The organism is Bradyrhizobium sp. FW305-F6, from assembly GCF_058782905.1.
In genome coordinates, this window is record NZ_JBYSYD010000002.1 from 1,611,377 (window position 1) to 1,637,895 (window position 26,519).

A 26,519-nucleotide genomic window follows, 5' to 3' on the forward strand; every position below is an offset into this window, starting at 1 on the left:
CTCTCCCAAAACAGAAGAAGACGGCAAAGGCGTGAGATTTCAACGAGGCAAATGGCGCGCCCGGAACGATTCGAACGTCCGACCCTCAGATTCGTAGTCTGATGCTCTATCCAGCTGAGCTACGGGCGCGTTTTTCGCAAACAGCGCGGGCATGGACCCGCAAGCAGCCCCCGGCGGAGCCGGAGGGGTGCGAAAGAGCGCTCTGACTAACCGCTCTTGCCCCGATTGGCAAGGTCCGGAAGGGGGAGATTTTTGCGCATTTCCGCATCTCAGGTCGTCATTCCGGGCGCGACGAAGTCGCGAGCCCGGAATGACGGACGCAATGAAGATTGCCCGGCTCGGTCGGCCTCTGGCCGACCTACGCCCTCTGCCGCTCGTTGCGGATGGAGAGCAGTTCCACGGGGCGGTCGGGGATCACGATGCGGAAGGTGGCGCCGATGGTGCCTTCGACGAGGTGGATGTCGCCGCCATGGGCGCGGACCAGCTCGGCGGCAATGGCAAGGCCAAGGCCGCTGCCGCCGGGGCGACCGGAGGTCTGGAAGGCCTCGAACAGGCGTTCCCGGGTCTTCTTGGGGACCCCGGGGCCGGTGTCGGAGATCTCGAGAATGGCGACGGCGCCCTCGCGCTTGCCGGTGATCCGGATCTGCTGCGCCCCACCCTCGCCCGCCGCATGGCTTTCGAGCGCCTGGGCGGCGTTTCGGACGAGATTGAGCAGCACCCGGAACAGCTGGTCGGGATCGGCATCGACCGCGAGCCCGCGCTCGATCGCGGCGACCCAGGCGATCGAGGCGTCGGAGGCGAGACCTGCGGTCTCGCGCACCTCCATCACGACCGGCTCGATCAGGACCATGCGGCGATCGGGCGCGGCCTCCTGGGCGCGGCCATAGGACAAGGTCGACTGGCAGAAGGCGATGGCGCGCTCGAGCGAGCGCACCAGCTTGGGCGCAAAGCGCTGCACCCGCGGATCCGGCACGCTGGCCAGCTGGTCCGACAGCAGCTGGGCCGAGGCGAGCAGATTGCGCAGGTCGTGGTTGATCTTGGACACGGCAAGGCCGAGCGCGGCGAGCCGGCTCTTCTGATTCAGCATCGACATCAGGTCGCGCTGCATGTCGGACAATTCGCGCTCGGCGACCCCGATCTCGTCGCTGCGCTGGCTCGGCACGATGATGCCGGCCGAGCTCTCGGGGTTCTCGTGGAAGCCGACGAGGCTCGCGGTCAGCCGCCGCATCGGACGGACGAAGAGATAATGGAGCGCAAGATAGACGAGACCCGCGGTCAGCACGGCGATGATCAGCGCGACCACCACGAGGTTGCGGGAGAAGCGGTACATCTGCTTCCGCAATGGAAGTTCGTCGGTGACGATCTCGATGAACTGGGCATTGCCAACCCCGGGACCGACGATGCGGATGGCCTGGTTGCCGGTCTCCAGCATCATCCGGAACGAGCCGGTGATGGCTTCCCAGGCCGTCATGTCGCGCAGGTCGAGGTCATGCTCGATGGCGGCCGGAATGTTGTCGCTGGCGAGCAGCCGGCGCTGCTGACCCATCTTGATGGCGACGGCGCGGGCATTGATGCTTTTCAGGATCTCCCGCGACAGCGAATCGGGAACCATGCCGAGCGGCGCGGCATCCAGCACCAGCGCAGCGGTATTGGCCGCCGCGACACGGTCGTTCAGCCGGTTGACCCAGAAATTGGCGATGGCGGGCACGTAGAGCAGCACGGCGGCGATCATCACCAGGGGAACGGTGAGCAGCAGCAGCTTACCGGACAGCCCGAGCCCGCGCGAGTTGCGGGGCCGCGTCGCCGGCTGGTCCGGCTGATCCAGGTCCTGGATCGGCTGGCGATCTGTGGCTGCCACGAAGTTCGCCCCTGTTGGCCTTTGGCTGGTGGAGGATGCGACCGGCCCCGAGTTCGGTCAAATTACGGATCGCTAATCTGCCGAGGTGTGATGTAAGCGCTGATATCGCGAGTCGCCACCTCTAGGGTTAAAAACCCCTTGCAGACCGCGATATTCACCGGAAGCGTGCGCCTGTGCGGCGTTGACGAGAACAAGGCACTCCCTTATAAGCCGCGCCAACTGTCCGCGATGACCCGGTGTGACGCCGGGAGCGGCTCTCTTGGGGCCGAAAAGGGCCCGTTTGGGCCGCATCTTCCGGACTTTACCTTCACTTCTACAGGCAAATTGCCCGGTCAGCGGAGAAAAACCCGTGAAGCGGACTTATCAACCCAGCAAACTGGTGCGCAAGCGCCGTCACGGCTTCCGTGCCCGTCTCGCCACTGCCGGCGGCCGCAAGGTTCTCGCCGCCCGCCGCGCCCGCGGCCGCAAGCGTCTGAGCGCCTGAGCCGGACCCCCTTTTGGGATTTCATCATGGATCGGCTGAGGCAGCGGGCGGATTTCCTCGCCGTTGCCAATGGCGCGCGGGTGAATAGTCCCGCGTTCGTGCTTCAAAGCCGCTCCCGCGATGATTCCGGCCCTGCCAGGATCGGCTTCACCGTCACCAAAAAGAACGGCAACGCCCCCGAGCGAAATCGCATCCGGCGCAGGCTTCGCGAATTGGTGAAGCGGCTCGATCCGGTGTCGATCCAGCCCCATCACGATTATGTCCTGGTCGGACGAAAGGACGCGCTCTCGCGCGACTTCGCCACCATGCTCGACGATCTGCGCATAGCGTTCACGAAGCCCGCGCGGCATACGGCCAAAGCCCGCGGCCAGAGGCCAGGCCCCGCTCCCGCTGCCAGCCGCAAACCGGATTGATGACGAGACAATCGAGATGACCGACAATCGCAATACCATCCTCGCCGTCATTCTGTCGGGCCTCGTCCTGATCGCCTGGCAGTACTTCTACAACGTGCCGCAGATGGAGAAGCAGCGCGCCCAGCAGCAGGCGCAGGCCGAGCTCCAGAAGGGCACGACGCCGCAGCCGGGCGCGTCGGCGACGCCAGGCGGCGCGCCGGCAACGCCGGGCAGCGCACCGCAGCCCGGTGCGGCCCAGCCGTCGACGCCGGCCGTGAACCAGGCCCAGCCCGTCATTGCGCGTGAGACCGCCATTGCAGCGAGCCCGCGTGTCAAGATCGAGACGCCGCGCATTGCCGGAAGCATCTCCCTAAAGGGCGGCCGTATCGACGACATCGCGCTGGTACAATATCGCGAGACGGTCGACCCGAAATCGCCGCCGATCATCCTCTATTCGCCCTCGGGCACGGCGGAGCCCTATTACGCCGAGTTCGGCTGGGTTGCGGCGACAGGCGTGACGGCAAAGATGCCGGATGCGCAGACCGTCTGGCAGCAAGAGGGCAGCGGCAGCCTGACGCCGTCGACGCCGGTGGTGTTGAAATGGGACAATGGCGACGGCCTCACCTTCCGCCGCACCATCGCGGTCGACGACCATTATCTCTTCACCATCAAGGACGAGGTGAGCAATGTGGGCAATGCGCCGGTCACGCTGTACCCGTTCGCGCTGATCTCGCGCCACGGCGCGCCGCATGTCTCCGGCTACTATATCCTGCATGAAGGCCTGATCGGCTATCTCGGCGAACACAGGCTGCAGGAATATGCCTACAGCAAGATCGACGAAGCCAAGCAGGTGAACTTCAAGGCCACCAATGGCTGGCTCGGCATTACTGATAAATACTGGGCCTCCGCGCTGCTGCCGGACACCAACGCCCAGCTCCAGGCGCGTTTCTCGTCGAACCCGGTCGGCAAGGCCCACACCTACCAGACCGACTATCTGCTCGACCCCGTCACCGTCGCGATCGGCGGCACCGCGACGGCGAACGCGCGGCTGTTCGCAGGGGCCAAAGAAGCCGGCGTGGTCGGCATCAACTTCCCGCTCGTAGGCCTCGGCGGCTACAACAAGGCGCTTGGCCTCAATCAGTTCGACCTGCTGATCGACTGGGGTTGGTTCTACTTCCTCACCAAGCCGATGTTCCTCGGCCTCGACTTCTTCTTCCGCTTCTTCGGCAATTTCGGCATCTCGATCCTCCTCGTGACCGTGATCGTGAAGCTGTTGTTCTTCCCGCTGGCGAACAAGTCCTACGCCTCGATGGCGAAGATGAAGTCGATCCAGCCGCAGCTTTTGGCGCTGAAGGAGCGCTACCCCGACGACAAGGTGAAGCAGCAGCAGGAGATGATGGAGATCTACCGCAAGGAGAAGATCAATCCGGTCGCCGGCTGTCTTCCCGTGCTGATCCAGATCCCGGTGTTCTTCGCGCTCTACAAGGTGCTGTTCGTCACCATCGAGATGCGGCACGCGCCGTTCTTCGGCTGGATCAAGGACCTCTCGGCGCCGGACCCGACCAATCTCTTCAACCTGTTCGGGCTGATCCCATTCGATCCGACCACGATTCCGGTGTTCGGCCATTACCTCGCGCTCGGAATCTGGCCGATCATCATGGGCATCACGATGTGGTTCCAGATGAAGCTGAACCCGACGCCGCCGGATCCGACCCAGCAGCTCATCTTCAATTGGATGCCGCTGATCTTCACCTTCATGCTGGCCGGCTTCCCGGCAGGTCTCGTGATCTACTGGGCCTGGAACAATCTGCTCTCGGTGATCCAGCAGAGCTACATCATGCGCCGCAACGGCGTGAAGGTGGAGTTATTCGACAATCTCAAGGCGACGTTCGCACGGAAAGCGACGTAGGTCTCTCCCTCAGTCATTCCGGGGCGATGCAAAGCATCGAACCCGGAACCTCGAGATTCCGGGTCTGGTCCTTCGGACCATCCCGGAATGACGGTGCAACAAAAGAGCTTCGCATGACTGACGACAAAGATGCGAAGCTGATCGAGGCCGGGCGAAAACTGTTCGCACGCGACTGGCAGTTCATCTGGGCCTCGCCTTCGATCGAAACGCTGCCGCCGATGGCGGGGCTGGAGATCGCGTTTGCGGGGCGCTCCAATGTCGGCAAGTCGAGCCTGATCAACGCGCTCACGGGGCGCAACGCGCTGGCGCGCACTTCGCATACGCCGGGCCGCACCCAGGAGCTGATCTTCTTCGAGGTGCCCGGGAAAACCGACCTCCGCCTCGTCGACATGCCCGGCTACGGCTATGCCAAGGCGCCGAAGAGCCAGGTGGCGTCCTGGACCGAGCTGATCCACAAATTCCTGCTGGGACGCGCGTCCCTGGCGCGCGTCTACGTGCTGATCGACGCGCGGCATGGGATCAAGGATGTCGATCTCGACGTGCTGAAGACGCTCGACCGTTCCGCCGTCAGCTACCAGATCGTGCTGACCAAGACAGACCAGGTGAAGGCCGCCGAGCTGCAAGCGCGCATCGCCGAGACCGAGGCGGCGCTGGCCAAGCATCCGGCCGCGTTCCCGACCGTGCTCGCGACCTCGTCACGCAGTTCGACCGGCATGGAGAGCTTGCGCGCAGCGATGGCGAAGCTCTTGGAAGAGCGGAGCAAGTAATGGTGGCCTACCGCCTCCTGATCGGGCTTGCCGGATTGATGGGCGCCGCCGGCGTCGCGCTGGCCGCGGCCGCCGCCCACGGCGCGGATGCGAGCCGGCTCGCTTCCGCCAGCGCCATGCTGCTGTTTCATGCAAGTGCCGTATTGGCGACCGCAGCTCTGCTGGCGCGCAGCCTTCTGCACGGCGGAATTGGCCTCGTTGCGGCGTTCGGCCTCGTAACCGGCGCCGCGCTGTTCGCGGGCGACCTCACCTTGCGGCAATATGCCGGGCACGCGCTGTTTCCGATGGCGGCGCCGACCGGCGGAACGGTGATGATCGCGGGCTGGCTGGCGCTGACGCTGGCGGCGGTGGTGGCGAAAAAGTAGCTCGCTCTTTCTTACCCTCCCCTGGAGGGGGAGGGTCGGCTCATGTTGAGCATAGCGAAATATGAGCCGGGGCGGGGTGATCCCTCCACTCGGGCACTGCTCATCGCGGAGAGACCGTCACCCCACCCCGCTCGCGCTGCGCGCGATCGACCCTCCCCCTCCAGGGGAGGGTAAGAGCGAACACCACGCTTTGCGCCTCGCGTGCCAATCGGATAGAACGCGCACCATTCGACCCGCCAGCGAGACCGCGACATGACCGACATCTCCCCGCTCGACCAGGCCCGCATCCTGTCCGAAGCGCTGCCGCACATGCAGCAGTATGACGAGGAAACAATCGTCATCAAATATGGCGGCCATGCCATGGGCGACGAGGAGACCGCGAAGAACTTTGCCCGCGACATCGTGCTGCTCGAGCAGACCGCGATCAATCCGGTGGTGGTGCATGGCGGCGGGCCGCAGATCGCGACCATGCTCAAGCGGCTCGGCATCGTCTCCGAATTCGCCGCGGGCCTCCGCATCACCGATGCCGCGACCATCGAGATCGTCGAGATGGTGCTGGCCGGCTCGGTCAACAAGCAGATCGTCGGCTACATCAACGAGGCCGGCGGCAAGGCCGTGGGCCTGTCCGGCAAGGACGGCAACATGGTGAAGGCGTCGAAGACGACGCGCACCATCGTCGATCCCGATTCGAACATCGAGAAGGCCATCGATCTCGGCTTCGTCGGCGACCCCGAGAAGGTCGACCTCACGCTGCTCAACCAGCTGATCGGCTACGAGTTGATCCCGGTGCTGGCGCCGCTCGCGACCTCCAAGGATGGCCAGACGCTGAACGTCAACGCCGACACCTTTGCCGGCGCCGTCGCGGGCGCGCTGAAGGCCAAGCGCCTGTTGCTGCTCACCGACGTGCCCGGCGTGCTCGACAAGTCGAAGAAGCTGATCCCGCAGCTCTCGGTCAAGGACGCACGAAAGCTGATCGCCGACGGCACCATTTCGGGCGGCATGATCCCGAAGGTGGAGACGTGCATCTACGCGCTCGAGCAGGGCGTCGAGGGCGTCGTCATCATCGACGGCAAGATGCAGCATGCGGTGCTGCTCGAGCTCTTCACCAACCAGGGCACGGGCACGCTGATCCACAAGTGATAGACGAGAACCCGAGAGGTGCCGTGATCGCCGGGCTTGTTCCGCCTGCGCGGCCGAAGCCGCTTCGGCGGGGCGAAGGCCCGGGCATCCACGTGTCTCGTCTTACACAGTCATTCCGGAGTACCCGAAGGGCGAATCCGGAATCTCGAGATTCCGGGTCTGGTCCTTCGGACCATCCCGGAATGACGGGATCGCAGCGACCCCGCCGTTCCCCCCTCACCCGCTTCCTGATGACGCTGCCGGCCGCAGCAGTCTCGTTCCTTTTCTCCTCCGCGCCCGCGATCGCCGATCTCAAGATCTGCAACCGCATGTCCTATGTTGTGGAGGCCGCGATCGGCATCGACGACAAGGCGGCGACCGCGACGCGCGGCTGGTTCAGGATCGATCCCGCCACCTGCCGGGTGGTGGTGCAGGGTACGTTGACGGCCGACCGCATCCTGCTCAACGCCCGCGCCCTCGGCGTCTACGGCGCGTCCCCGATCCCGCAGAGCGGCAGCGACATGCTCTGCGTGGCGCAGGACAATTTCGTCATCGCCGCGGCGCGGCAGTGCCGCAGCGGCCAGACCCAGGTTCCGTTCACGCAGGTGACGCCGACCCAAGGCGCGGACGGCAACCTTATTGCCTATCTCGCCGAGAACTCGGAATATGACGACGAGCAGGCGCGCCTCGCCGGCATCCAGCGGCTGCTGGTGATCGCCGGCTACGACGCAGCGCCGATCGACGGCGTCGACGGGCCGAAGACGCAAGCTGCGCTCGCCGCGTTCCTGAAGAGCCGCGGCTTGTCGCCGGACATCGTCAGCTCGCAAAATTTCTTCAAGACCATGGTCGATGCGGTGCAGACGCCGTCCGCCAGCGGTCTCACCTGGTGCAACGACACGCCGCACAAAGTGATGGCGGCGATCGCGACCGACGACGGCAAGTCGGTGACGAGCCGCGGCTGGTATCGCATCGATCCCAGGACCTGCCTGCATCCGGACGTATCGGGCCAGCCGAAGCAGATCTTCAGTTTCGCGGAAGCGGTGGACGCCGACAACCGCGTCGTCAAGCTGAAGGACCGGCCGCTGAACTGGGGCGGCGACAGGCAGCTCTGCACGCGCGAGACCAAGTTCGAGACCAGCGAGCAGGCCGATTGCGGCGCCCGCGGATTTGCCGCGACGGGCTTCATCGCCGTGGACATGTCGAGCGGCGGCAAGACGCTGCGGTTTGCAGTGCCGTGATCGAGAGGATTCGATGAACTTGCCCCGCACTTTCGACCACGTGGACACCTGGGTGTTCGACCTCGACAACACGCTCTACCCGCATCACGTCAATCTGTGGCAGCAGGTCGATGCGCGGATCGGCGAGTTCGTGTGCAACTGGCTGAACGTCGACCGGGAGGAAGCGCGCAAGATCCAGAAGGACTACTATCTGCGCTTCGGCACCACGATGCGCGGCATGATGACCCTGCACGGCGTCTCCGCCGACGACTACCTCGCCTATGTCCATGAGATCGACCACTCGCCGCTGGAGCCGAACCCGGAGCTCGGCGCGGCCATCGCAAAGCTGCCCGGCCGCAAGCTGATCCTTACCAACGGCTCGGTCGACCATGTCGACGCCGTGCTGGCGCGGCTCGGCTTCGCCGGCCATTTCGACGGCGTGTTCGACATCATCGCCGCTGGGTTCGAGCCGAAGCCGGCGGAGCAGACCTACCGCAAATTCCTCAGCGATCATTCGGTCGATCCGACCAGCGCCGCCATGTTCGAGGACCTCGCCCGCAATCTCACCGTCCCGCACGCGCTCGGCATGACCACCGTGCTGGTGGTGCCCGATGGCACCAAAGAGGTGGTGCGCGAGGACTGGGAGCTGGAGGGCCGGGACGCCGCCCATGTCGACCACGTCACGGATGATCTGGCGGGGTTTTTGGCGGGGCTCTCGCGCTAGGTCCGTAGCCCGGATGAGCGAAGCGACATCCGGGATCGGCGCGGGCGGTCCCGCATGTCGCTTCGCTCATGCGGGCTACGAGCTCCGAGTCTTCGCCAAACGGCTGACTGTGGCTATGGGTCCCGGGCTCGCGCTTCGCGCGCCCCGGGACGACGGCGGAGTTTGCCTTGACTCCTCCCGCCAAATCCCGAAAAAGCGCTCCAATTGATGCGAAACCACGCTTCCCCAGAGGAAATCCCGATGTCCCTTGCAGCCCTCGAATCCACCATCAACAGCGCCTTCGACGCGCGTGACGGCATCTCGACCACGACCAAGGGCGAGGTGCGCGAGGCCGTGGACCAGTCGCTGGAGATCCTGGACAAGGGCGAGGCCCGCGTTGCCGAGCGCGGCACTGATGGCAAGTGGAAGGTCAATCAATGGCTGAAGAAGGCGGTGCTGCTGTCCTTCCGCCTCAGCGACATGGGCGTCATTCCCGGCGGTCCCGGCAAGGCGAACTGGTGGGACAAGGTGCCCTCGAAGTTCGAGGGCTGGGGCGAGAACCGGTTTCGCGACGCCGGCTTTCGCGCGGTGCCGGGCGCCATCGTCCGCCGCTCGGCCTTCATCGCCAAGAACGTCGTCCTGATGCCGTCCTTCGTCAATCTCGGCGCTTACGTCGATGAGAGCACGATGGTCGACACCTGGGCCACCGTCGGCTCCTGCGCCCAGATCGGCAAGCGTGTGCACATCTCCGGCGGCGTCGGCATCGGCGGCGTGCTCGAGCCGCTGCAGGCCGAACCCGTCATCATCGAGGACGACTGCTTCATCGGCGCGCGCTCCGAGGTGGCTGAAGGCGTGATCGTGCGCAAGGGCGCGGTGTTGTCCATGGGCGTGTTCCTGGGCGCCTCGACCAAGATCGTCGACCGCGAGACCGGCGAGATCTTCATGGGCGAAGTGCCCGAATATTCGGTGGTGGTGCCCGGCGCCCTGCCCGGCAAGCCCATGAAGAACGGCGAGCCCGGCCCCAGCCTCGCCTGCGCCGTGATCGTCAAGCGCGTCGACGAACGCACGCGCTCCAAGACCAGCATCAACGAGCTGCTGCGGGATTGAGTTCGCGCCGCGAACCCGAACCTTTCCCCGTCACCCTGAGGCGGCCGCTCCTTCGGCGGCCCTCGAAGGGCGACGGCTGGCGGCTGCGTCTCGGCCGTTCATCCTTCGAGGCTCCCGGCGCGATGCTTCGCATCGCGCCACTCGCACCTCAGGATGACGGGTTTGGTACTGGATCGAACCCACGTTCCCTCCATCGCGACCAATGTCCGGGCGGCCCGTTCCGCCCGGAGCCACTCGCTTGGACTGGACCTGGTACCTCTTCCGCTTCAACGGCCGCATCGGCCGCGCCAAATATTGGCTGGCCGGTCTGATCATCCTCTGCTGGATGATCTTGATGGCCGCGATCATAGCGGCGTTCGACTCCCGCCCCTTCCGCTTTTCGGTCGACGACATCTTCAAGGTCGTCGATCCCGAAACCTATCGAGATGTATCTCGGACCGACCTCCCGCTGATCCTGGTCAAGCTGATCGGCACGCCGCTTTTCACATGGGTGTTCGCCGCGACCTCCGTCAAACGGCTTCATGACCGCGACAAGAGCGCCTGGTGGGGGTTGCCCTTCTTTGTCGTGCCCGGACTCATCAACCAGTTCCTGGACCGGATCAGCAACGATCATATCGGCTTCACGCTCGGGCTGATCTCGTTCATCCTCGCGACCTGGGGCGGCATCGAGTTGCTGTTCTTCCGCGGCTCGAAGAAGACCAACCGCTTCGGCGCCGATCCGCTCCACGTCGCGCCCAAGGGAAGGCCGGGCTGGGATCAGCAACGTGAGCTCGAAATGCCGGCGCAGAAGGCTGGCCCACCGCCGCAATGGCGTGTTAAGCCGGAAGCATGACCGATGCTCTGTCCATTGCCCGCGACCTGATCCGTTGCCCCTCAGTCACTCCGGCCGATGCCGGTGCGCTCGGGGTGCTCGAAAAAGCTCTCGGCTCGGCCGGCTTCACCTGTCACCGCGTGACGTTCAGCGAGGAAGGCACCGCCGACGTCGACAATCTATACGCGCGGATCGGCAACGAAGGCCCGCATATCACCTTCGCCGGCCACACCGACGTGGTGCCACCGGGCGACGAAAGCGCCTGGAGCGTGGGCGCATTCTCCGGCGAGGTGAAGGACGGTATCTTGCATGGCCGCGGCGCGGTCGACATGAAGGGCGGCATCGCCTGCTCGGTCGCCGCGGCGCTGGAGCATCTCGCGTCAAATGGCGGCAAGCCGCGCGCGGACGGAACGGGCTCGATCTCCTTCCTGATCACCGGCGACGAGGAAGACGTCTCCATCAACGGCACCATCAAGCTGCTCAAATGGGCCGCCGAACGCGGCGAAAAATTCGATCATTGCGTGCTCGGCGAGCCCTCCAATGTCGAGACGCTCGGCGACACCATCAAGGTCGGCCGCCGCGGCTCGCAATCGGGCACGCTCGTGGTCGACGGCGTGCAGGGGCACGTCGCCTATCCGCATCGCGCGGCCAACCCGGTGCCTGACATCTCCAGACTCATCGTAGCGATCTCCGACGAGCCGCTCGACCATGGCAGCGCGCAATTCCAGGCCTCCAATCTCGAATTCGTCTCGGTCGATGTCGGCAACAAGGCCTTCAACGTGATCCCCGGCGAGGCCCGCGCCAGATTCAACATCCGCTACAACGACAACCACACCCAGGCGAGCTTGCGCGAGCTGGTCGAGACGCGCCTCGCAAAGGCCTGCGGCAACCGCATCAAGGCCCGCATCGTCTGGGAGACCTCGAACTCCAACGTGTTCGTCACCAAGCCCGGCCCGTTCACCGACCTCGCGGTCGCCGCGATCGAGGAGGTGACGGGCCGCAAGCCGGAGCTGTCGACATCAGGCGGCACCTCGGACGCGCGATTCATATCGAGTTACTGCCCCGTGATCGAGTTCGGGCTGGTCGGCCAGACCATGCACCAGATCGACGAGCGCGTGCCGGTGACGGATCTGGAGAAGCTGACGCGGGTGTATCGCGGGATCCTGACGCGGTATTTTGCTTGAGGCACTGTTGCCTCCACAAAGAGAGCTGTCATCGCCCGACTTGAATCGGGCGATCCAGTATTCCAGAGACAGTTTTGATTGAGCCGCGAGGCCGCGGCGTACTGGATGCCCCGCCTTCGCGGGGCATGACACTGAGGGTGTGGCAGCAGCGCGCCTCACCTCAATAATCCACCTGCATCAGATACAGCCCTTCCGGCGGGGCGACGATGCCGCAGGCGGCGCGGTTGCGGGCGGCGAGAGCGGCGGAGAGATCGTCTGCCGTCCAGCGGCCCTCGCCGACCCAGACCAAGGATCCCACCATCGAGCGCACCTGGCTGTGCAGGAACGAGCGCGCCGAGGTGATCACGGTGATCTCGCGGCCGTCGCGGATCACGTCGAGCTGGTCGAGCGTCTTCTCCGGCGATTTGGCCTGGCACTCGGTATCGCGGAACGTCGTGAAATCGTGCTTGCCGAGCAGGCGCTGCGCCGCCACATGCATCGCCTCAGTGTCGAGCTTGCGCGGCACGCGCCAGGCGTGGCCTATATCGAGCGCGAGATTGGCGCGGGTGTTGACGATGCGATAGCGGTAGTGGCGCTTGATGGCCGAGAAGCGCGCCTCGAAACTGTCGGGCACGATCTCGGCTTCCAGCACCGCGATCGGATGCGGGCGCAGATGCGCGTTGAGCCCGTCGCGAAAGCGTCCCGGCGGAAACTGCTTGTCGACGTCGACATGCGCGACCTGCCCGCGCGCATGCACGCCGGCATCGGTGCGGCCCGCACCATGCACGCGCAAATCCGTGCCCGTCATGGCTTTCACGGCAGCCTGTAGCGCGCCCTGCACCGACGGCAGCGTCTCCTGCACCTGCCAGCCGAAGAACGGCGCGCCGTCATATTCGATGGTGAGCTTGTAGCGGGGCATCTATCCGATCTTGTCCGGTGTCATTGCCGGGCTTGACCCGGCAATCCATCGCCGAGGAAAGACTCTTGTTAGAAGATGGATACGCGGGTCAAGCCCGCGTATGACGAGGTGGCTAGCCGAACTTCGATCCCGCCTTCAGCGGCACGCCGCGCAGGAAGTCCGCGGCCTGCATGCGGGCCTTGCCCTCGCGCTGCAGCTCGATGATGCGGATGGCGCCGTCGCCGCAGGCGACGGTAAGCTGATCGTCGAGCACGTCGCCAGGGGCGCCGGCGCCTTTCGTCAATTCACAGCGCAGGATTTTTACGCGCGCACCGTCGAGCTCGGCCCAGGCGCCGGGAAACGGCGACAGGCCATGGATGTGGCGCAGCACCGCGCGCGCCGGCTTGGTCCAGTCGATCCGCGCCTCGGCCTTGTCGATCTTGGCGGCATAGGTGACGCCGTCCTCGCTCTGCTTTTTGAGCTGGAGCCCGCCGCGGTCGAGCGCGGCCATGGCGCGCACCATCAGATCGGCGCCCAATCGGGAGAGCCGATCGTGCAAGTCTGCCGCCGTCATGCTATCGGTGATCGCGACGCGCTCGGCCATGGCAACGTCGCCGGTATCGAGGCCGACGTCCATCTTCATCACCATGACGCCGCTTTCGGCATCATCAGCCATGATCGCGCGGTTGATCGGCGCGGCGCCGCGCCAGCGCGGCAGCAGCGAGGCATGCAGATTGTAGCAGCCGAGCCTGGGCGCATCGAGGATCGCCTGCGGCAGGATCATGCCGTAGGCGACGACGACGGCGGCGTCGGCCTCGAAGGCGCGAAACTCGTCGAGCACCTCCTGCGTCTTCAGCGTCTTCGGCGTCAGCACGGGGATGCCGAGTTTTCGCGCGGCGTCCTCGACCGGGGTCGGCTGCAATTGCAGGCCGCGCCGGCCGCCCGGCTTCGGCGCGCGGGTGTAGACCGCCGCGATCTCGTGGCCATGCGCGACCAGCTCGAGCAGCGTCGGCACGGAGAAATCGGGCGTGCCCATGAAGATCAGGCGGAGGGGCATGTGGCGAGACAATCCTCGAAACGAGCAAGGTACTCGTCATGGCCGGGCTTGTCCCGGCCATCCACGTTCTTCCTGCTCGCGGCGGCAAAGAACGTGGATGCCCGGCACAAGGCCGGGCATGACGGCGAAGGACGTGGCCTACTCCACCGCGCGCTTGGCGGCTTTCTCGAACTTCTTCATGACACGGTCGCGCTTGAGCTTCGACAGATAGTCGACGAACAAGACGCCGTTGAGATGGTCGATCTCGTGCTGGATGCAGGTGGCGTAGAGGCCCTCCGCATCCTCCTCATGCACCTTGCCGTCGAGATCGGTGAAGCGCACGCGCACCTTCGCCGGACGCTCGACCTCCTCGTAATATTCGGGGATCGAGAGGCAGCCTTCCTCGTACACCGATAGTTCCTCGGACGAGGCGATGATCTCCGGATTGATGAAGACGCGTGGCAGCGGTTTGGTCTCGCCGTTCTCGTCGCGCTTGGCGAGATCCATGGTGATCAGGCGCAGCGGCTGCGCGACCTGGATCGCGGCGAGGCCAATGCCCGGCGCGTCATACATGGTCTCGAACATGTCGTCGGCAAGCTTGCGGATCTCCGAGGTGACCTTCTCGATCGGCTTGGAGACCAGACGCAGCTGCTTGTCGGGCAGGATGATGATTTCTCTGAGGGCCATGGCCGCGATTTAAGCCCCAGGCTGAATGCGGTCAATGCGGGCAGGAACCTGTTAACCTCTCGCTAACCATAAAACTTCAGACGTCGTTAACCATAAAAATTAGGGGTTGATTAACCATAAATGTTCCCTCTTCGTTCGCGAATGCCGGCGAATCGCGCTAGAAGGGCACATGAACGAGATCATCTTCCTGCTCGGCGACTGGCCGGTGCGCACGATCGATGCGCTGATCGGCTTTGGCATCCTCGTCCTCATCCTCTTGGTGGTGATTGCGGTCGTGATCGCGCGCTCGGGGCGGCGCGGCGCGGAACTCGCCATGGCGAACGCGATCCGGGCCGACGAGCTTGAGGAACGGCTGAGCGAGGTGCTGCGGGCGCAGAGTGAGTCGTCGGGCCGGGTCGATGCCATGACCCAGGCGCTCGCCGGCCGCCAAGCCGAGATGGCGCGCGCCGTCAACGAGCGGCTTGATTCGGTGACGCATCGGGTCGGCCAGTCCATGGAACATTCGACCCGCAACACCATGGACAGCCTCCGCGCGCTGCATGAACGGCTCGGCATCATCGACAGCGCTCACAAGAACCTCACCGACCTCACCACGCAAGTGACCACCTTGCGCGACGTGCTCGCCAACAAGCAGTCGCGCGGCGCCTTCGGCCAGGCGCGGATGGAGGCGATCGTCCAGGACGGGCTGCCGAAGGGTGCCTACGAGTTCCAGTTCACGCTCTCCACCGGCAAACGCCCGGACTGCGTCGTGTTCCTGCCCGATCAGCGCCCGCTTTGCATCGACGCCAAGTTCCCGCTGGAGGCGATGACGGCGCTGCACGACGCCCGCACCGACGAGGAAAAGCGCGTCGCCACGCAGCGGCTGCGCGGCGACGTGATGAAGCATGTCAGCGACATCGCGGAGAAATATCTCGTCGCCGGCGAGACCCAGGAGATGGCGCTGATGTTCGTGCCGTCGGAATCGGTTTACGCCGAGATCCATGACGGCTTCGACGACGTGATCCAGAAGGCCTATCGCGCTCGCGTCGTGCTGGTGTCGCCCTCGCTGTTGATGCTCGCGATCCAGGTGATGCAGCAGATCATGAAGGACGCGCGCATGCGCGATGCCGCCGACCAGATCCGCACCGAGGTGATCAAGCTCGGCGACGATCTCGGCCGCCTGCGCGATCGCGTGCTGAAGCTGCAGAAGCATTTTGCCGACGTGAACGAGGACGTCCGCCAGGTGCTGATCTCCGCCGACAAGATCGAGAAGCGCGCAGGCCGAATCGAAGAGCTGGATTTCAGCAAGAGCGATGCGCCGGAGGCTCCGCGGCTGGTGGCGACGGGAACGGCAGAGCTGTTCCCGCGGAAGCTTCAGGCGGGGGAGTAGGGCACACTGTCATGCCCCGCGAAGGCGGGGCATCCAGTACGCCGCAGCGGAGGTGATTGAACCGGGTCGCCGGTGAGTACTGGATCGTCCGCCTTCGCGGACGATGACGGCGGATGGGAGGCGGCAGATGGGCGCACGCTGCTACTACGTGTACATCCTTGCCAGCAAGATTGGTGGAACGCTCTATATCGGGGTGACGAACGATCTCATCCGCCGCGTGGCGCAGCACAGGTTGAAGGTCATCGAAAGCTTCACGGAGATGTACGACGTCACCCGACTTGTTTACTTCGAACAATTCGACGATCCCGAGAACGCGATCAAGCGGGAGAAGCGGCTGAAGAAGTGGAATAGAGCGTGGAAGATTCGATTGATCGAGCAGCATAACCCAAACTGGGATGATCTCTATCCCGGGATAGCCGGACCACCATAACGCCGTCATCTCCCACGACTGTCATGCCCCGCGAAGGCGGGGCATCCAGTACGCCGCGGCAGTCGTGATTGAGTCGAGACGTTGGCGATTACTGGATCGTCCGCCTTCGCGGACGATGACCGCGGTGAGGTGGAGAGAGCATCCGCCCCACTGAGCTTCGAAGAGTCTTTTCCCCCAGAATCTGCTAACACGCCCCCCATGACCGCACCCGACGCGACTTCATCCGCCGCAAGCTCGGCCCCCGCGCCCTCCTGGCGCGACAGCCTTGCCGTTTACCTGCAGCCGCGGGTGCTGATCGTGCTGTTTCTCGGCTTCTCCTCCGGCCTGCCGCTGGCGCTGTCAGGATCGACATTGCTGGTGTGGATGGCCGAGGCCGGGGTCGATCTCGGAACCATCGGACTGTTTGCGCTGGTCGGAACGCCCTACACCCTGAAATTCCTGTGGGCGCCGCTGGTCGATGCGCTGCACGTGCCGTTCTTCACCCGCGCCTTGGGACGCCGCCGTGGCTGGCTGGTGTTTTCGCAAGCCCTGCTGATCGGCGCGATCCTGCTGTTGGCGCTGACCGATCCGGCGCGCTCGCCGCTGTTCGTCGCGCTTGGCGCGCTCCTCGTCGCGACGATGTCCTCGACGCAGGACATCGTGGTCGATGCCTTCCGCGTCGAGAGCCTACCCGAGAGTGAGCAGGCCGCCGGCATGGCCGCCTATGTCGCGGCCTATCGCATCGGCATGCTGATATCGACCGCGGGCGCCTTGTTCATCGTCACCGGCTTCGAGGCGATCGTTCCCCGCGGCGCCGCCTGGATGTGGGGCTATGTGGTGATGGCGGCTCTGGTGCTGATCGGCACGGTGACGGCGCTGGCCGCCACCGAGCCCGCACAATCCGAGCGCGCCGAGGCCGCCGCGCGGGGAGAGGACGCGCTCACGCGGGTGTTCCATGCCGCGCTTGGCGCGTTCTCGGAATTCTTGCGACGCAAGGAAGCATGGGTCGTGCTCGCCTTCGTCGTGTTGTTCAAATTCACCGACGCGTTTTCCGGCAACATGACCGTGCCGTTCGTGATCGACATCGGCTTCACGCGGAACGACTATGCCGTGATCGTCAAGGGCGTCGGCATCGTGGCGACCCTGGCCGGCGGTTTTGCCGGCGGCTTCGTGGCGCGGCGCTATTCGCTCGCGACCAGCCTGTGGATCGGCGGCATCGTGCAGGCGATGTCCAATTTGTCGTTCTCGTGGCTGGCGCTGGTCGGCGTCAACGAATGGGCGCTGACCCTCGCCATCACCTCCGACAATTTCTGCAACGCCATCGGCACCGTGATCTTCGTCGCCTATCTCTCGGCGCTATGCCAGAACCCGCTGCACACCGCCACTCAATATGCGCTGCTGACGGCGCTCGCCGCCGTGGGACGCACCTATCTGTCATCGGGCGCAGGCTATCTGGCGAAGGCCACGGGCTGGCCGATGTTCTTCGCGATCTCCGTCCTCGTCGCCATCCCCAGCCTGATGCTGCTGGCTTACTTGCAGAGGCGCGGGCATTTCGAGACGCTGGAGCAGGTGCGGGTCTAGAATTCCCCTCTCTCTTTCGTCATTGCGAGCCACCGGGTCCGCGCGAACGCGCGGCCCGATGACAGGCTCCGCGAAGCAATCCAGACTGTCACCGCAGTGGCAGTCTGGATTGCTTCGTCGCAAGGGCTTCTCGCAATGACGGCGGAGACAGCGGCGCGCGCCCCTTACTGCTTCCTGACCAGACTCCATTTCGTGATCACGGCCTCGCTCATCTGGCCGGCATCGCTGGCGCAGGCGATCTCGTCGACCTTCACGGAGATTTCCTTGCCGACGAACGATTTCAGCTGCGTGGTCTGCGCTTCGCTGGAGGTGACGAGCTGGAAGGTCTCGGGGCCGGTCTCGAGATTGCACAGCCCGTTCGGCGGCGGCAGGCGCCGCGGCTCAGAGGTGATCTGGTAGGTCGCGACGCGCTTGCCGTTCTTGACGTCGCGGACCTTCATCGCGTTCAGCTCGCCTGAGAGCACGTCGCCGGTGTTGATCGGCTTGCCGGGCTTGGACGGCGGCGTCTCGTCACCCTGCTGCGCCGAGATGGCCGGGCTCACCAGCACCGTCATCATCGCGACCAAAGCCATGCGCGTGGCGAAAAGTTTCGTCATGTCGTCCGTTCCGTGAATCTATGGAGGGGAATTCTTGTTATGACGCGTTTTCTTCACGCGAACCGGTACCCACTTCGCTCGAAAACGCTCTAGAACAGGGTCCGCTGCCGCATGGCAGCCGATAGCGTACCTTCATCGAGATAATCAAGCTCGCCGCCCACCGGAACTCCATGGGCGAGCCGCGTCACCTTCACATTGGCGTCCTGAAGGAGATCGGTGATGTAATGCGCCGTGGTCTGGCCGTCCACCGTCGCATTCAGCGCCAGGATGATCTCATGCACCTGCGAATCATGCGCGCGCGCCACCAGCGCGTCGATGGTGAGGTCCTGCGGGCCGACGCCATCGAGCGGCGACAATGTCGCGCCCAGCACGTGATAGCGCCCCTGGGTGGCATTGGCCCGCTCCAGCGCCCAGAGGTCGGCGACATCGGCGACGACGACGATGATGGCAGGATCGCGCTTCGGATCGGTGCAGACGGTGCAGGGATTTTGCGTATCGATGTTGCCGCAGGTCTTGCAGACCTGGACCTTGTCCAGCGCCACCTGCATGGCCGAGGCCAGCGGCATCATCAGTGCTTCGCGCTTCTTGATCAGGTGCAGCGCCGCGCGCCGCGCCGAGCGCGGGCCGAGGCCCGGCAGCCGCGCGAGCAGCTGGACCAGCCGCTCGATTTCAGGACCTGCAACAGCGCCCATCTGCTAAACCATGTTGCGATCATTGCGCCGCAAGGACGGTCGCAAACCTCTCCCATCGGGAGAGGTCGCGCCGAAGGCGCGGGTGAGGGGTTCCGTACCCTCGTGGGAGCTGAGGCCCCTCACCCGATTTGCGCTGGACGATGCTTCGCATCGCCAGGAGCAAATCGACCTCTCCCCGATGGGGAGAGGTGAGCCGAGACCGCGGACAGATCGATTCAACGAAAAGAATCCCATTACTGGCCGAACAACCCCGGGGGCAGGCCGAGGCCGCCGGTGAGGGCCTGCATCTTCTCCTGCATCGCGGTCTCCGCCTTGCGGCGGGCATCCCCGAAGGCGGTGACGAGCAGGTCTTCCAGCACCTCGCGCTCCTCCGCCTTCATCAGCGAAGGATCGATCTTGACGCCCTTGACGTCCATCTTGGCAGTCATGCGCACGGCGACGAGACCGCCGCCGGAGATGCCTTCGACCTCGACGTTGGCGAGTTGGTCCTGCATCTCCTGCATCTTGGATTGCAGCTGCGCCGCCTGTTTCATCATGCCGAGAAAATCAGCCATGGGTGCTCGTCCTTGAATGAATGGCTCAGAGATCGTCGTCGCCGTCGGAACCGTCGGGCGGATCGTCACTGCCATAGTCGGCATTGATATTGGTCTCCGGCGCCTCTGGGGCAAGCCTGCGGACCTCGACGACCTTGGCGCCGGGGAAGCGCGACAGCACCTCCTGCACGCGCGGATCGGCTTCCGCGGTACGGGCATGCTCCTGCTTGGCGGCCTGGTTCACCGAGCGCAGCGTCGGCTGGCCCTGCTCGTTGGAGACCACGATGGTCCAGCGCCGGCCGGTCCACAGCTCGAACTTCTTCGCAAGCTCCGAGATCATGGTCTTGGAGGCATTGGGCTCGAGCGCGACCTCGAGGCGGCCCTCCTCGAAACGGACGAGGCGCATGTCGCCTTCGAGCGCGCTCTTGGTCATGATGTCGCGCTTCTGCCCCGCTAGCGCGACGAGCTGGGTGAAGCTCGTGATCCGCAACTGCGGCGCCGCCCCTTGCGTGTCAGGCGCAGGCGCTGCCATCTGCGGCCGGGCGCCACCGCCGAACGCTGATGGCGACGATGTCGCCATGCGCACAGGCGCGGCCGAGACCGGCGCTGCAGAGACCGGCGCAGCGGAAGCCATCGGAGCGGCCGGCGCACCGCTGCGCGCGCTGCCGCCGCTTGCGACCGGCGAGCCGCCGCCGTTCTGCTCCAGCATCCTGATGGCTTCATCCGGCGTCGGCAGGTCGGCGACATAGGCGATGCGCACCAGCACCATTTCGGCCGCGGCGGCGGGCCGCGTCGCGGCCTGCACCTCGGCGATGCCCTTGAGCAGCATCTGCCACATCCGCGACAGCACGCGCATCGAGATCTTCGAAGCGAAATCCTTCGCGCGCACGCGCTCGGTCTCGCCATAGGCGACGTTGTCGGCGGTCGCCGGCACGATCTTCACGCGGGTGACGAAGTTGACGAATTCGGCGAGGTCTGACAGCACGACGACGGGATCGGCACCGACATCGTACTGGTCGCGAAATTCCTTGAACGCCGCGGCGATGTCGCCGCGCGCCAGCGAATCGAAGAGGTCGATGACGCGGGTGCGGTCGGCAAGGCCCAGCATCTGCCTGACCGCGTCGGCCTTCACCTGGCCTGCCGCGTGCGCAATGGCCTGATCGAGCAGCGACAGCGAATCGCGCACCGAGCCTTCGGCGGCGCGCGCGATGATGCCGAGCGCCTCCGGTTCGATCTCGACGTTTTCCTTGGCTGCGATGTTTGCGAGGTGCGTCATCAGCACGTCGGCCTCGACGCGGCGCAGGTCGAAGCGCTGGCAGCGCGACAGCACGGTGACCGGGACCTTGCGGATCTCGGTGGTCGCGAACACGAATTTGGCGTGCTCCGGCGGCTCCTCCAGCGTCTTCAGGAAGGCGTTGAACGCCGCCGTCGACAGCATGTGGACTTCGTCGATGATGTAGACCTTGTAGCGGGCGCTGGCGGGGGCATAGCGCACGCTGTCGTTGATCTGGCGGACGTCGTCGACGCCGGTATGCGAGGCCGCGTCCATCTCCAGCACGTCCATGTGCCGGCTTTCCATGATCGCCTGGCAATGCACGCCAAGCGTCGGCATGTGAATGGTCGGGCCCTTCACCGAACCATCCGGCATCTCGTAGTTGAGCGCCCGGGCCAGGATGCGGGCGGTGGTGGTCTTGCCGACGCCGCGGACGCCGGTGAGGATCCAGGCCTGCGGAATGCGCCCGGTCTCGAACGCGTTGGAGACGGTGCGGACCACCGCCTCCTGGCCGATCAGGTCGTCGAATGAGGAGGGACGGTATTTGCGCGCCAGCACCCGGTAAGGCGCGTTGCCGGCCGGGCCGGCGCTATCAGGATTTTGGGGGGCGCCAGCGTCGGTCATCGGTCGATCCGCAATAGAAGTCTCTCTCGGCCGGCTTTTGCGGAAAGGAGCGCGCTGGCGGGAGACCCGCCGGCGCTGGTTCGCTCGGAAAAACAGGTAGGAGACTGACGAGCGACCCGATCCGGACCTCGTTAGGGCTGCTTCCTTCCGGACCTGACCCGGTTGGCGAGTGGCTCGTCCACCGCCAATCTCCCGGTGCCTATTTGGGGCCAAAGGGAGCGGAAAGCAAGCGGGTATCGGCTCGAACCATTGAGGTCTGCCCAGACTCCGGGCAATTCCCGGCTTGCCTAGCTGCCAGGCTGTGCTTTCGTCGCATGGACCAGCTTGCTAAGAACGCCCGGTGGAACTCCAGCCAACCAGAAAAGCGATAGATCCCAATGGTTACACGTCGTGATGTTGCATCGATTGTCGGACTTGGTGCCATGACCGCGGCCGCGCTGGCTGCGCCGGCCGTGGCCCAGACCGCCGATCCCAGCGAATCGACCTTCGCCCGCATCCGCCGGACCAAGAAGATGCGGATCGGCGCCGTCGGGGGCGGCGCGCCCTATTACATGAAGGACCTCACCTCAGGCCAATGGAAGGGCTTCTACATCGACATCGCCAAGGGGCTGGCCGACGACATGGAGGCCGAGCTCGAGATCACCGAGACCACCTGGGGCAATTCGGTGCTGGACCTGCAGGCCAACAAGATCGACATCTTCTTCGGCCTCAATCCGACCCCGAAGCGCGCGCTGGTGGTCGATTTCTCCGTGCCGGTGTTCAACAATGCCTTCGGCATCCTCTGCAAGAAGGACTTCAAGCCAAAGAGCTGGGCCGAATTGAACTCGCCCGACATCAAGATCGCGGTCGACCAGGGCTCCTCGCACGACCAGGTGGTGAGCCGCCTGACGCCGAAGGCGCAGATCACGCGGCTCAAGACCGCCGACGATGCTACCGCCGCGCTGCAGACCGGCCGGGTCAACGCGCAGTGCCTGATCACCATGCTGTCGCTGACCGTGCTGAAGAAGAATCCCTCGCTCGGCCAGCTGGTGCTGCCGACGCCGATCTTCGCGACCACGTCCAATGCCGGCTTCCGCCGCGAAACCGACAAGACCTGGCGCGACTACGTCAACACCTGGATCGACTTCAACAAGGGCCTCGGCTTCATCCGCAACGCGATCATCACGAATATGGAGTTGGTGGGCGTGACGGAAGCGGACATTCCGCCGGGGGTTTCGCTGTAAAGTGCGATGAGTTTGGGTCGAGCTCCGTCGGCACGCTCTGCTCCGCTCCCTCTCCCGCTTGCGGGAGAGGGCGGGGGAGAAGGTGTCTCCGCTGGAAAGACTCCCCAAGAGGATAGAGCCCTCACCCGGCGCTTCGCGCCGACCTCTCCCGCAAGCGGGAGAGGTGCGCCGAGCCCGAGGCTCGCGCTGTCCAAGCCACTTCGCGACTGAGGTCCGAATAAATATGTATCAGTGGGACTTCGGCATCCTCTGGAGCTATCGCTGGCTCTTTCTCAACGGGCTCGGCGTTACCGTCGGCTTCACCATCGTCATCGTGGTTTGCGGGCTGCTGTTCGGCCTGCTCGGCGCGTTCGGCAGCCTGTCGCGTTTCAAGGCGTTGCGCCTTCTCGCGCTCACTTTCATCGAGGCGTTTCGCTGCACGCCGATCCTGGTGCAGCTGATCTGGTTCTATTACGCGCTTCCGATCCTCGCCGGTGTCGAGATGACACCGATCACGGCTTCCGCGCTGGCGCTCTCGCTTTATGGCGGCTCGTTCTATTCGGAGATCATCCGCGGCGGCATCGTCTCGATCGACAAGGGCCAGTCGGAAGCCGGCGCCGCGCTCGGCATGACTCCGAGCCAGAGCATGCGGCGCATCGTGCTGCCGCAGGCGATCAAGCGCATGATTCCGGCGCTGATGAACCAGTCGATCATCCAGTTCAAGAACACCTCGCTGGTCTCGGTGCTGGCGGTGCCGGACCTCGTCTATCAGAGCCAGGTCGCGGCCCATGACAGCTACCGGCCGCTGGAAACCTACACCGCGGTTGCGGTCGCCTATGCGGCGATCCTGATTCCGCTCACCATCCTCGTTCGCCGCGGCGAGAAGCGATTGGCGGTCGGCGAATGAGCGAGATGCCGAAAATCGAGATCCGGTCCTTGCGCAAGAGCTTCGGCAGCAACGAGGTTCTGAAGAACATCAATCTCGATGTCGCCAAGGGCGGTGTGGTCGCGCTGATCGGCCCGTCGGGTTCCGGCAAGTCGACCCTGCTCCGCTGCATCAATCTGCTGGTCGTGCCCGACGGCGGCAGCGTCCGCGTCGGCGACACAAGCTTTGCATTCGGCGACGGAGCGAAGCTTCCTGATGTGAAGGCGCTGGCGAAATTCCGCGCCACCACCGGCATGGTGTTCCAGCACTTCAACCTGTTCCCGCACATGACGGCGCTGCAGAACGTGATGGAAGGACCGGTCACCGTGCGGCGCATGGCCAAGGCGGACGCCGAAACGCTCGCGCGCGCACAACTTGCCAAGGTGGGGCTCGCCGAGAAGGCCGACCAATACCCCGCGACGCTCTCCGGTGGGCAGAAGCAGCGCGTCGCGATCGCGCGAGCGCTCGCCATGGAGCCTGACGTGATGCTGTTCGACGAAGCGACCTCGGCGCTCGATCCTGAACTGGTCGGCGAAGTCCTGAACGTGATCCAGCAGCTGGCATCCGAAGGCATGACCATGGTGATCGTGACCCACGAGATCGCCTTTGCCCGCGAGGTCGCCGACCGCCTGATCTTCATGCGCGACGGAATCGTGGTTGAGGAAGGTCCGGCGCGGCAGGTGATCGACAGTCCCAAGGAAAGCGCGACACGTGCCTTCCTCAGCCATTTCCACCGCACCGGCGCGCTGCCGCCGGCAAATACAGTATCGTGATGTCCGAAATCGATCGCGTCTATCTCGTCACCGGCGCCGCCAGCGGCATCGGCCGCGCCACTGCAAAACTGCTCGCCGCGCCCGGCATCGGGCTTGTGCTGCACACCCGATCCAACGAGGACGGACTTAAGGCGACCAAAGCGGATGCCGAAGCACGTGGTGCGGCCGTTGCAACATGCCTCGGCGATCTCGCCAACGAAGTCGCCGTGACGCTTGCGTGCGCGACGGCGCACCTCGATTTCGGTCGGCTTGACGGATTGATCCTGATTGGAGGCCACGCCCGTCGCGGCAGCGCGATCGGCACGCCGGCCGATCAATTCATGCAGGCAATGGACGAATCCGCTCTCGCCTTCACGCGTTTCGTGAAGCTTGCGCTTCCGCAACTCCGTGCTGGGCGCGATGCGCGGATCGTCGCCGTATCTTCCTTCGTCGCGCACGCGATCCGGCCCGAATTCGCGCCCTTCGCAGCGACGGCCGCCAGCCGCTCTGCACTGGAGGCGCTGGTACGCCTCACCGCGATCGAGCTCGCGAAAGACGGCATCACCGTCAATGCGGTGTCGCCGGGCCTGATCGTCAAGGACAGACCGGGCGAGAGCCGCCTCTCGCCGGAGCAGATCGCCGCCACCGAGGCCTTGATTCCGATGGCCCGCCGCGGCCGTCCCGAGGAAGTCGCAGAAATCATCGCCTTCCTGGCGTCACCGAAGGCGTCCTACGTCACCGGCCAGGTTTGGCACGTCAATGGAGGCCTGACATGACCGAAGCAACCGTCGAACGTCTCAGGCTGTTCCTGATCGAAAGCCCGATCAGGATGGCGCGCCTGCAAGGCGTCGGCAACGTCAAGGGCACCGTGAAGCGCGTGCTGATCGAGCTCACGTCAAGCGACGGCGTGGTCGGCTGGGGCGAAGCGGCGCCGTGGGAGGTCTTTACGGGAACGCCGGAAGCAGCCTTTTCGGCGCTCGATATCTACTTGAGGCCGATCGTGCTTGGCAGGCCGGCGCGGCGTATTCGCGCGCTGATGGCCGAGCTCGACCGCGCGCTGGTCGGCCATGCCGAGGCCAAAGTCGCGATCGAGATGGCGCTGCTCGACATCGTCGGCAAATCGTCGGGCCTCTCCGTCGCCGACCTCCTGGGCGGCCGCGTGCGCGACACCATCCCCCTTTCCTTCTCGATCGCCGATCCCGATTTCGCCGCCGATCTCGAGCGCATGCGCAAGATGGTTCCGGATGGCAACGTCATCTACAAGGTCAAGACCGGCGTGAAACCGCATCGCGAGGACCTCGCGCATCTCGACGCAATCCGGAAGGAGTTCGGCGACAAGGTCGATCTGCGCGTCGACTACAACCAGGCGTTGGCGCCGTTCGGCGCCATCAAGATCCTGCGCGACGTCGAAGAGTTCGCGCCGACCTTCATCGAGCAGCCGGTGCCACGCAAATATCTCGACGTGATGGCGCAGCTCACCGCGGCGCTGGAAACGCCGGTGCTGGCCGACGAGAGCTGCTTCGACCGCCGCGACATGATGGAGGTGGTGCGCCGCGAGGCCGCCGACGCGGTCTCGATCAAGCTGATGAAGGCCGGCGGCCTGTTCGAGGCCCAGGCGATCATGGCGATTGCCGATATTGCCGGCCTGCCCGGCTATGGCGGCACGCTGTGGGAGGGCGGCATCGGGCTTGCCGCCGGCACCCAGCTGATCGCGGCAACACCGGGCATCTCGCTCGGCTGCGAATTCTACATGCCACATCACGTGCTCACCGAGGACGTGCTGGAAGAACGCGTCGCCAACCACGCAGGCCACGTGGTCGTGCCTGACGGCCCGGGCCTCGGCATTCGCGTCAGCGAAGCCTCGGTCCGCGCCAACGCAAGAGTGCTGGCGGAGGCGTAAGGGCACCCCCACGACCACAAGCTCTGTCGTCGTCCCGGGGCGCGCAAAGCGCGAGCCTGGGCGCTTGTCCGGGACGACGAGCGTGTATGCAGTTGGCAACCTTCCCCTTGCTAACGCCCTATCGTATGGTCGCTCCAAACAAAGCCC

27 protein-coding genes, 1 tRNA gene and 1 other RNA gene are annotated in these 26,519 nt (G+C 65.0%); 19 read left to right on the forward strand and 10 right to left on the reverse strand.

Translation table 11 applies throughout. From position 1 onward, the window contains the following. Positions 1-52: 52 nt before the first annotated feature. Together AC3WLX_RS18970 and AC3WLX_RS18975 are read right to left on the reverse strand one after the other, a co-directional pair. A tRNA-Arg gene (locus AC3WLX_RS18970) sits at positions 53-129 on the reverse strand. 229 nt (positions 130-358) lie between these two features. Next, positions 359-1,858, reverse strand: a complete 1,500-nt coding sequence (locus AC3WLX_RS18975) for an ATP-binding protein (protein WP_492337091.1) — start codon at positions 1,856-1,858, stop codon at positions 359-361. A gap of 349 nt (positions 1,859-2,207) precedes the next feature. On the opposite strand from AC3WLX_RS18975, the gene rpmH reads away from it, so the two are divergent. The 11 genes from rpmH to dapE all read left to right on the forward strand — a co-directional run bounded on the left by rpmH (position 2,208) and on the right by dapE (position 11,916). Further along, positions 2,208-2,342, forward strand: a complete 135-nt coding sequence (rpmH, locus tag AC3WLX_RS18980) for a 50S ribosomal protein L34 (RefSeq protein ID WP_008542748.1) — start codon at positions 2,208-2,210, stop codon at positions 2,340-2,342. A 26-nt stretch (positions 2,343-2,368) separates the two neighbouring features. Next, positions 2,369-2,755: a ribonuclease P protein component gene (gene rnpA / locus AC3WLX_RS18985; protein ID WP_492337092.1), complete on the forward strand. Its 387-nt coding sequence runs from the start codon at positions 2,369-2,371 to the stop codon at positions 2,753-2,755. Positions 2,756-2,771: 16 nt separating this feature from the next. Then, positions 2,772-4,643 carry a membrane protein insertase YidC gene (yidC, locus tag AC3WLX_RS18990; RefSeq protein WP_492337093.1) on the forward strand — a complete coding sequence of 624 codons (1,872 nt, stop codon included), beginning with the start codon at positions 2,772-2,774 and terminating at the stop codon, positions 4,641-4,643. A 113-nt stretch (positions 4,644-4,756) separates the two neighbouring features. Then, complete coding sequence (yihA, locus tag AC3WLX_RS18995) at positions 4,757-5,410, forward strand: ribosome biogenesis GTP-binding protein YihA/YsxC (RefSeq protein WP_291629114.1); 654 nt, start codon at positions 4,757-4,759, stop codon at positions 5,408-5,410. Further along, positions 5,410-5,775: a DUF423 domain-containing protein gene (locus AC3WLX_RS19000; RefSeq protein ID WP_492337094.1), complete on the forward strand. Its 366-nt coding sequence runs from the start codon at positions 5,410-5,412 to the stop codon at positions 5,773-5,775. The genes yihA and AC3WLX_RS19000 overlap by 1 nt, the downstream gene beginning before the upstream one ends. A gap of 252 nt (positions 5,776-6,027) precedes the next feature. Continuing rightward, positions 6,028-6,915 carry an acetylglutamate kinase gene (gene argB / locus AC3WLX_RS19005; protein ID WP_492337095.1) on the forward strand — a complete coding sequence of 296 codons (888 nt, stop codon included), beginning with the start codon at positions 6,028-6,030 and terminating at the stop codon, positions 6,913-6,915. A 230-nt stretch (positions 6,916-7,145) separates the two neighbouring features. Further along, positions 7,146-8,132: a DUF1036 domain-containing protein gene (locus AC3WLX_RS19010; RefSeq protein WP_492337321.1), complete on the forward strand. Its 987-nt coding sequence runs from the start codon at positions 7,146-7,148 to the stop codon at positions 8,130-8,132. 13 nt (positions 8,133-8,145) lie between these two features. Next, on the forward strand, positions 8,146-8,835 hold the full coding sequence (locus AC3WLX_RS19015; protein WP_492337096.1) for a pyrimidine 5'-nucleotidase: 690 nt from the start codon (positions 8,146-8,148) through the stop codon (positions 8,833-8,835). A gap of 240 nt (positions 8,836-9,075) precedes the next feature. Further along, complete coding sequence (dapD, locus tag AC3WLX_RS19020) at positions 9,076-9,921, forward strand: 2,3,4,5-tetrahydropyridine-2,6-dicarboxylate N-succinyltransferase (protein ID WP_492337097.1); 846 nt, start codon at positions 9,076-9,078, stop codon at positions 9,919-9,921. 238 nt (positions 9,922-10,159) lie between these two features. Continuing rightward, positions 10,160-10,753: a DUF805 domain-containing protein gene (locus AC3WLX_RS19025; RefSeq protein WP_492337098.1), complete on the forward strand. Its 594-nt coding sequence runs from the start codon at positions 10,160-10,162 to the stop codon at positions 10,751-10,753. After that, positions 10,750-11,916 (forward strand): succinyl-diaminopimelate desuccinylase, encoded by a 1,167-nt coding sequence (dapE, locus tag AC3WLX_RS19030; RefSeq protein ID WP_492337099.1) that lies wholly within the window; start codon positions 10,750-10,752, stop codon positions 11,914-11,916. Before AC3WLX_RS19025 ends, dapE begins: the two co-directional genes overlap by 4 nt. Positions 11,917-12,076: 160 nt before the next feature. Here dapE and truA read toward each other — a convergent pair whose 3' ends face one another. The 3 genes from truA to def form a co-directional block, all read right to left on the reverse strand. Continuing rightward, entirely contained in the window at positions 12,077-12,814 is a 738-nt protein-coding gene (gene truA / locus AC3WLX_RS19035) for a tRNA pseudouridine(38-40) synthase TruA (RefSeq protein ID WP_492337100.1), read from the reverse strand. A 112-nt stretch (positions 12,815-12,926) separates the two neighbouring features. Continuing rightward, positions 12,927-13,850: a methionyl-tRNA formyltransferase gene (gene fmt / locus AC3WLX_RS19040; RefSeq protein ID WP_492337101.1), complete on the reverse strand. Its 924-nt coding sequence runs from the start codon at positions 13,848-13,850 to the stop codon at positions 12,927-12,929. Positions 13,851-13,988: 138 nt separating this feature from the next. Next, positions 13,989-14,516 carry a peptide deformylase gene (gene def / locus AC3WLX_RS19045; protein WP_492337102.1) on the reverse strand — a complete coding sequence of 176 codons (528 nt, stop codon included), beginning with the start codon at positions 14,514-14,516 and terminating at the stop codon, positions 13,989-13,991. Positions 14,517-14,685: 169 nt separating this feature from the next. Here def and AC3WLX_RS19050 point away from each other — a divergent pair, with 169 nt between their 5' ends. The 3 genes from AC3WLX_RS19050 (at position 14,686) to AC3WLX_RS19060 (ending at position 17,875) form a co-directional block, all read left to right on the forward strand. After that, the gene (locus AC3WLX_RS19050) at positions 14,686-15,885 is read left to right on the forward strand and encodes a DNA recombination protein RmuC (protein ID WP_492337103.1); all 1,200 of its coding nucleotides are present in this window, start codon (positions 14,686-14,688) and stop codon (positions 15,883-15,885) included. Between the two features lie 127 nt (positions 15,886-16,012). Beyond that, positions 16,013-16,315, forward strand: coding sequence for a GIY-YIG nuclease family protein (locus tag AC3WLX_RS19055; protein WP_492337104.1), 303 nt, complete (start codon positions 16,013-16,015; stop codon positions 16,313-16,315). A 198-nt stretch (positions 16,316-16,513) separates the two neighbouring features. After that, positions 16,514-17,875 (forward strand): AmpG family muropeptide MFS transporter, encoded by a 1,362-nt coding sequence (locus AC3WLX_RS19060; RefSeq protein ID WP_492337105.1) that lies wholly within the window; start codon positions 16,514-16,516, stop codon positions 17,873-17,875. Between the two features lie 164 nt (positions 17,876-18,039). Here the strand turns inward: AC3WLX_RS19060 and AC3WLX_RS19065 are convergent, their stop codons facing one another. The 5 genes from AC3WLX_RS19065 to ffs all read right to left on the reverse strand — a co-directional run bounded on the left by AC3WLX_RS19065 (position 18,040) and on the right by ffs (position 21,786). Further along, the gene (locus AC3WLX_RS19065; protein WP_291626744.1) at positions 18,040-18,471 is read right to left on the reverse strand and encodes a hypothetical protein; all 432 of its coding nucleotides are present in this window, start codon (positions 18,469-18,471) and stop codon (positions 18,040-18,042) included. Positions 18,472-18,560: 89 nt separating this feature from the next. Next, the gene (gene recR / locus AC3WLX_RS19070) at positions 18,561-19,163 is read right to left on the reverse strand and encodes a recombination mediator RecR (protein WP_028138898.1); all 603 of its coding nucleotides are present in this window, start codon (positions 19,161-19,163) and stop codon (positions 18,561-18,563) included. A 233-nt stretch (positions 19,164-19,396) separates the two neighbouring features. Further along, positions 19,397-19,717: a YbaB/EbfC family nucleoid-associated protein gene (locus tag AC3WLX_RS19075; RefSeq protein ID WP_291626742.1), complete on the reverse strand. Its 321-nt coding sequence runs from the start codon at positions 19,715-19,717 to the stop codon at positions 19,397-19,399. A 25-nt stretch (positions 19,718-19,742) separates the two neighbouring features. Continuing rightward, positions 19,743-21,593 (reverse strand): DNA polymerase III subunit gamma/tau, encoded by a 1,851-nt coding sequence (locus AC3WLX_RS19080; RefSeq protein ID WP_492337106.1) that lies wholly within the window; start codon positions 21,591-21,593, stop codon positions 19,743-19,745. A gap of 96 nt (positions 21,594-21,689) precedes the next feature. Beyond that, an RNA gene (gene ffs, locus AC3WLX_RS19085) (signal recognition particle sRNA small type) lies at positions 21,690-21,786 on the reverse strand. 184 nt (positions 21,787-21,970) lie between these two features. Between ffs and AC3WLX_RS19090 the strand changes: the two genes are divergently transcribed. The 5 genes from AC3WLX_RS19090 (at position 21,971) to AC3WLX_RS19110 (ending at position 26,372) form a co-directional block, all read left to right on the forward strand. Further along, positions 21,971-22,816 (forward strand): transporter substrate-binding domain-containing protein, encoded by an 846-nt coding sequence (locus AC3WLX_RS19090; RefSeq protein WP_492337107.1) that lies wholly within the window; start codon positions 21,971-21,973, stop codon positions 22,814-22,816. 223 nt (positions 22,817-23,039) lie between these two features. Beyond that, positions 23,040-23,702, forward strand: coding sequence for an amino acid ABC transporter permease (locus AC3WLX_RS19095; RefSeq protein ID WP_291621230.1), 663 nt, complete (start codon positions 23,040-23,042; stop codon positions 23,700-23,702). Next, entirely contained in the window at positions 23,699-24,493 is a 795-nt protein-coding gene (locus tag AC3WLX_RS19100) for an amino acid ABC transporter ATP-binding protein (protein ID WP_492337108.1), read from the forward strand. Before AC3WLX_RS19095 ends, AC3WLX_RS19100 begins: the two co-directional genes overlap by 4 nt. Next, entirely contained in the window at positions 24,493-25,248 is a 756-nt protein-coding gene (locus AC3WLX_RS19105) for an SDR family NAD(P)-dependent oxidoreductase (protein ID WP_492337109.1), read from the forward strand. The genes AC3WLX_RS19100 and AC3WLX_RS19105 overlap by 1 nt, the downstream gene beginning before the upstream one ends. After that, positions 25,245-26,372 carry a muconate cycloisomerase family protein gene (locus tag AC3WLX_RS19110; protein ID WP_492337110.1) on the forward strand — a complete coding sequence of 376 codons (1,128 nt, stop codon included), beginning with the start codon at positions 25,245-25,247 and terminating at the stop codon, positions 26,370-26,372. Before AC3WLX_RS19105 ends, AC3WLX_RS19110 begins: the two co-directional genes overlap by 4 nt. The last annotated feature ends 147 nt before the right edge of the window (positions 26,373-26,519 follow it).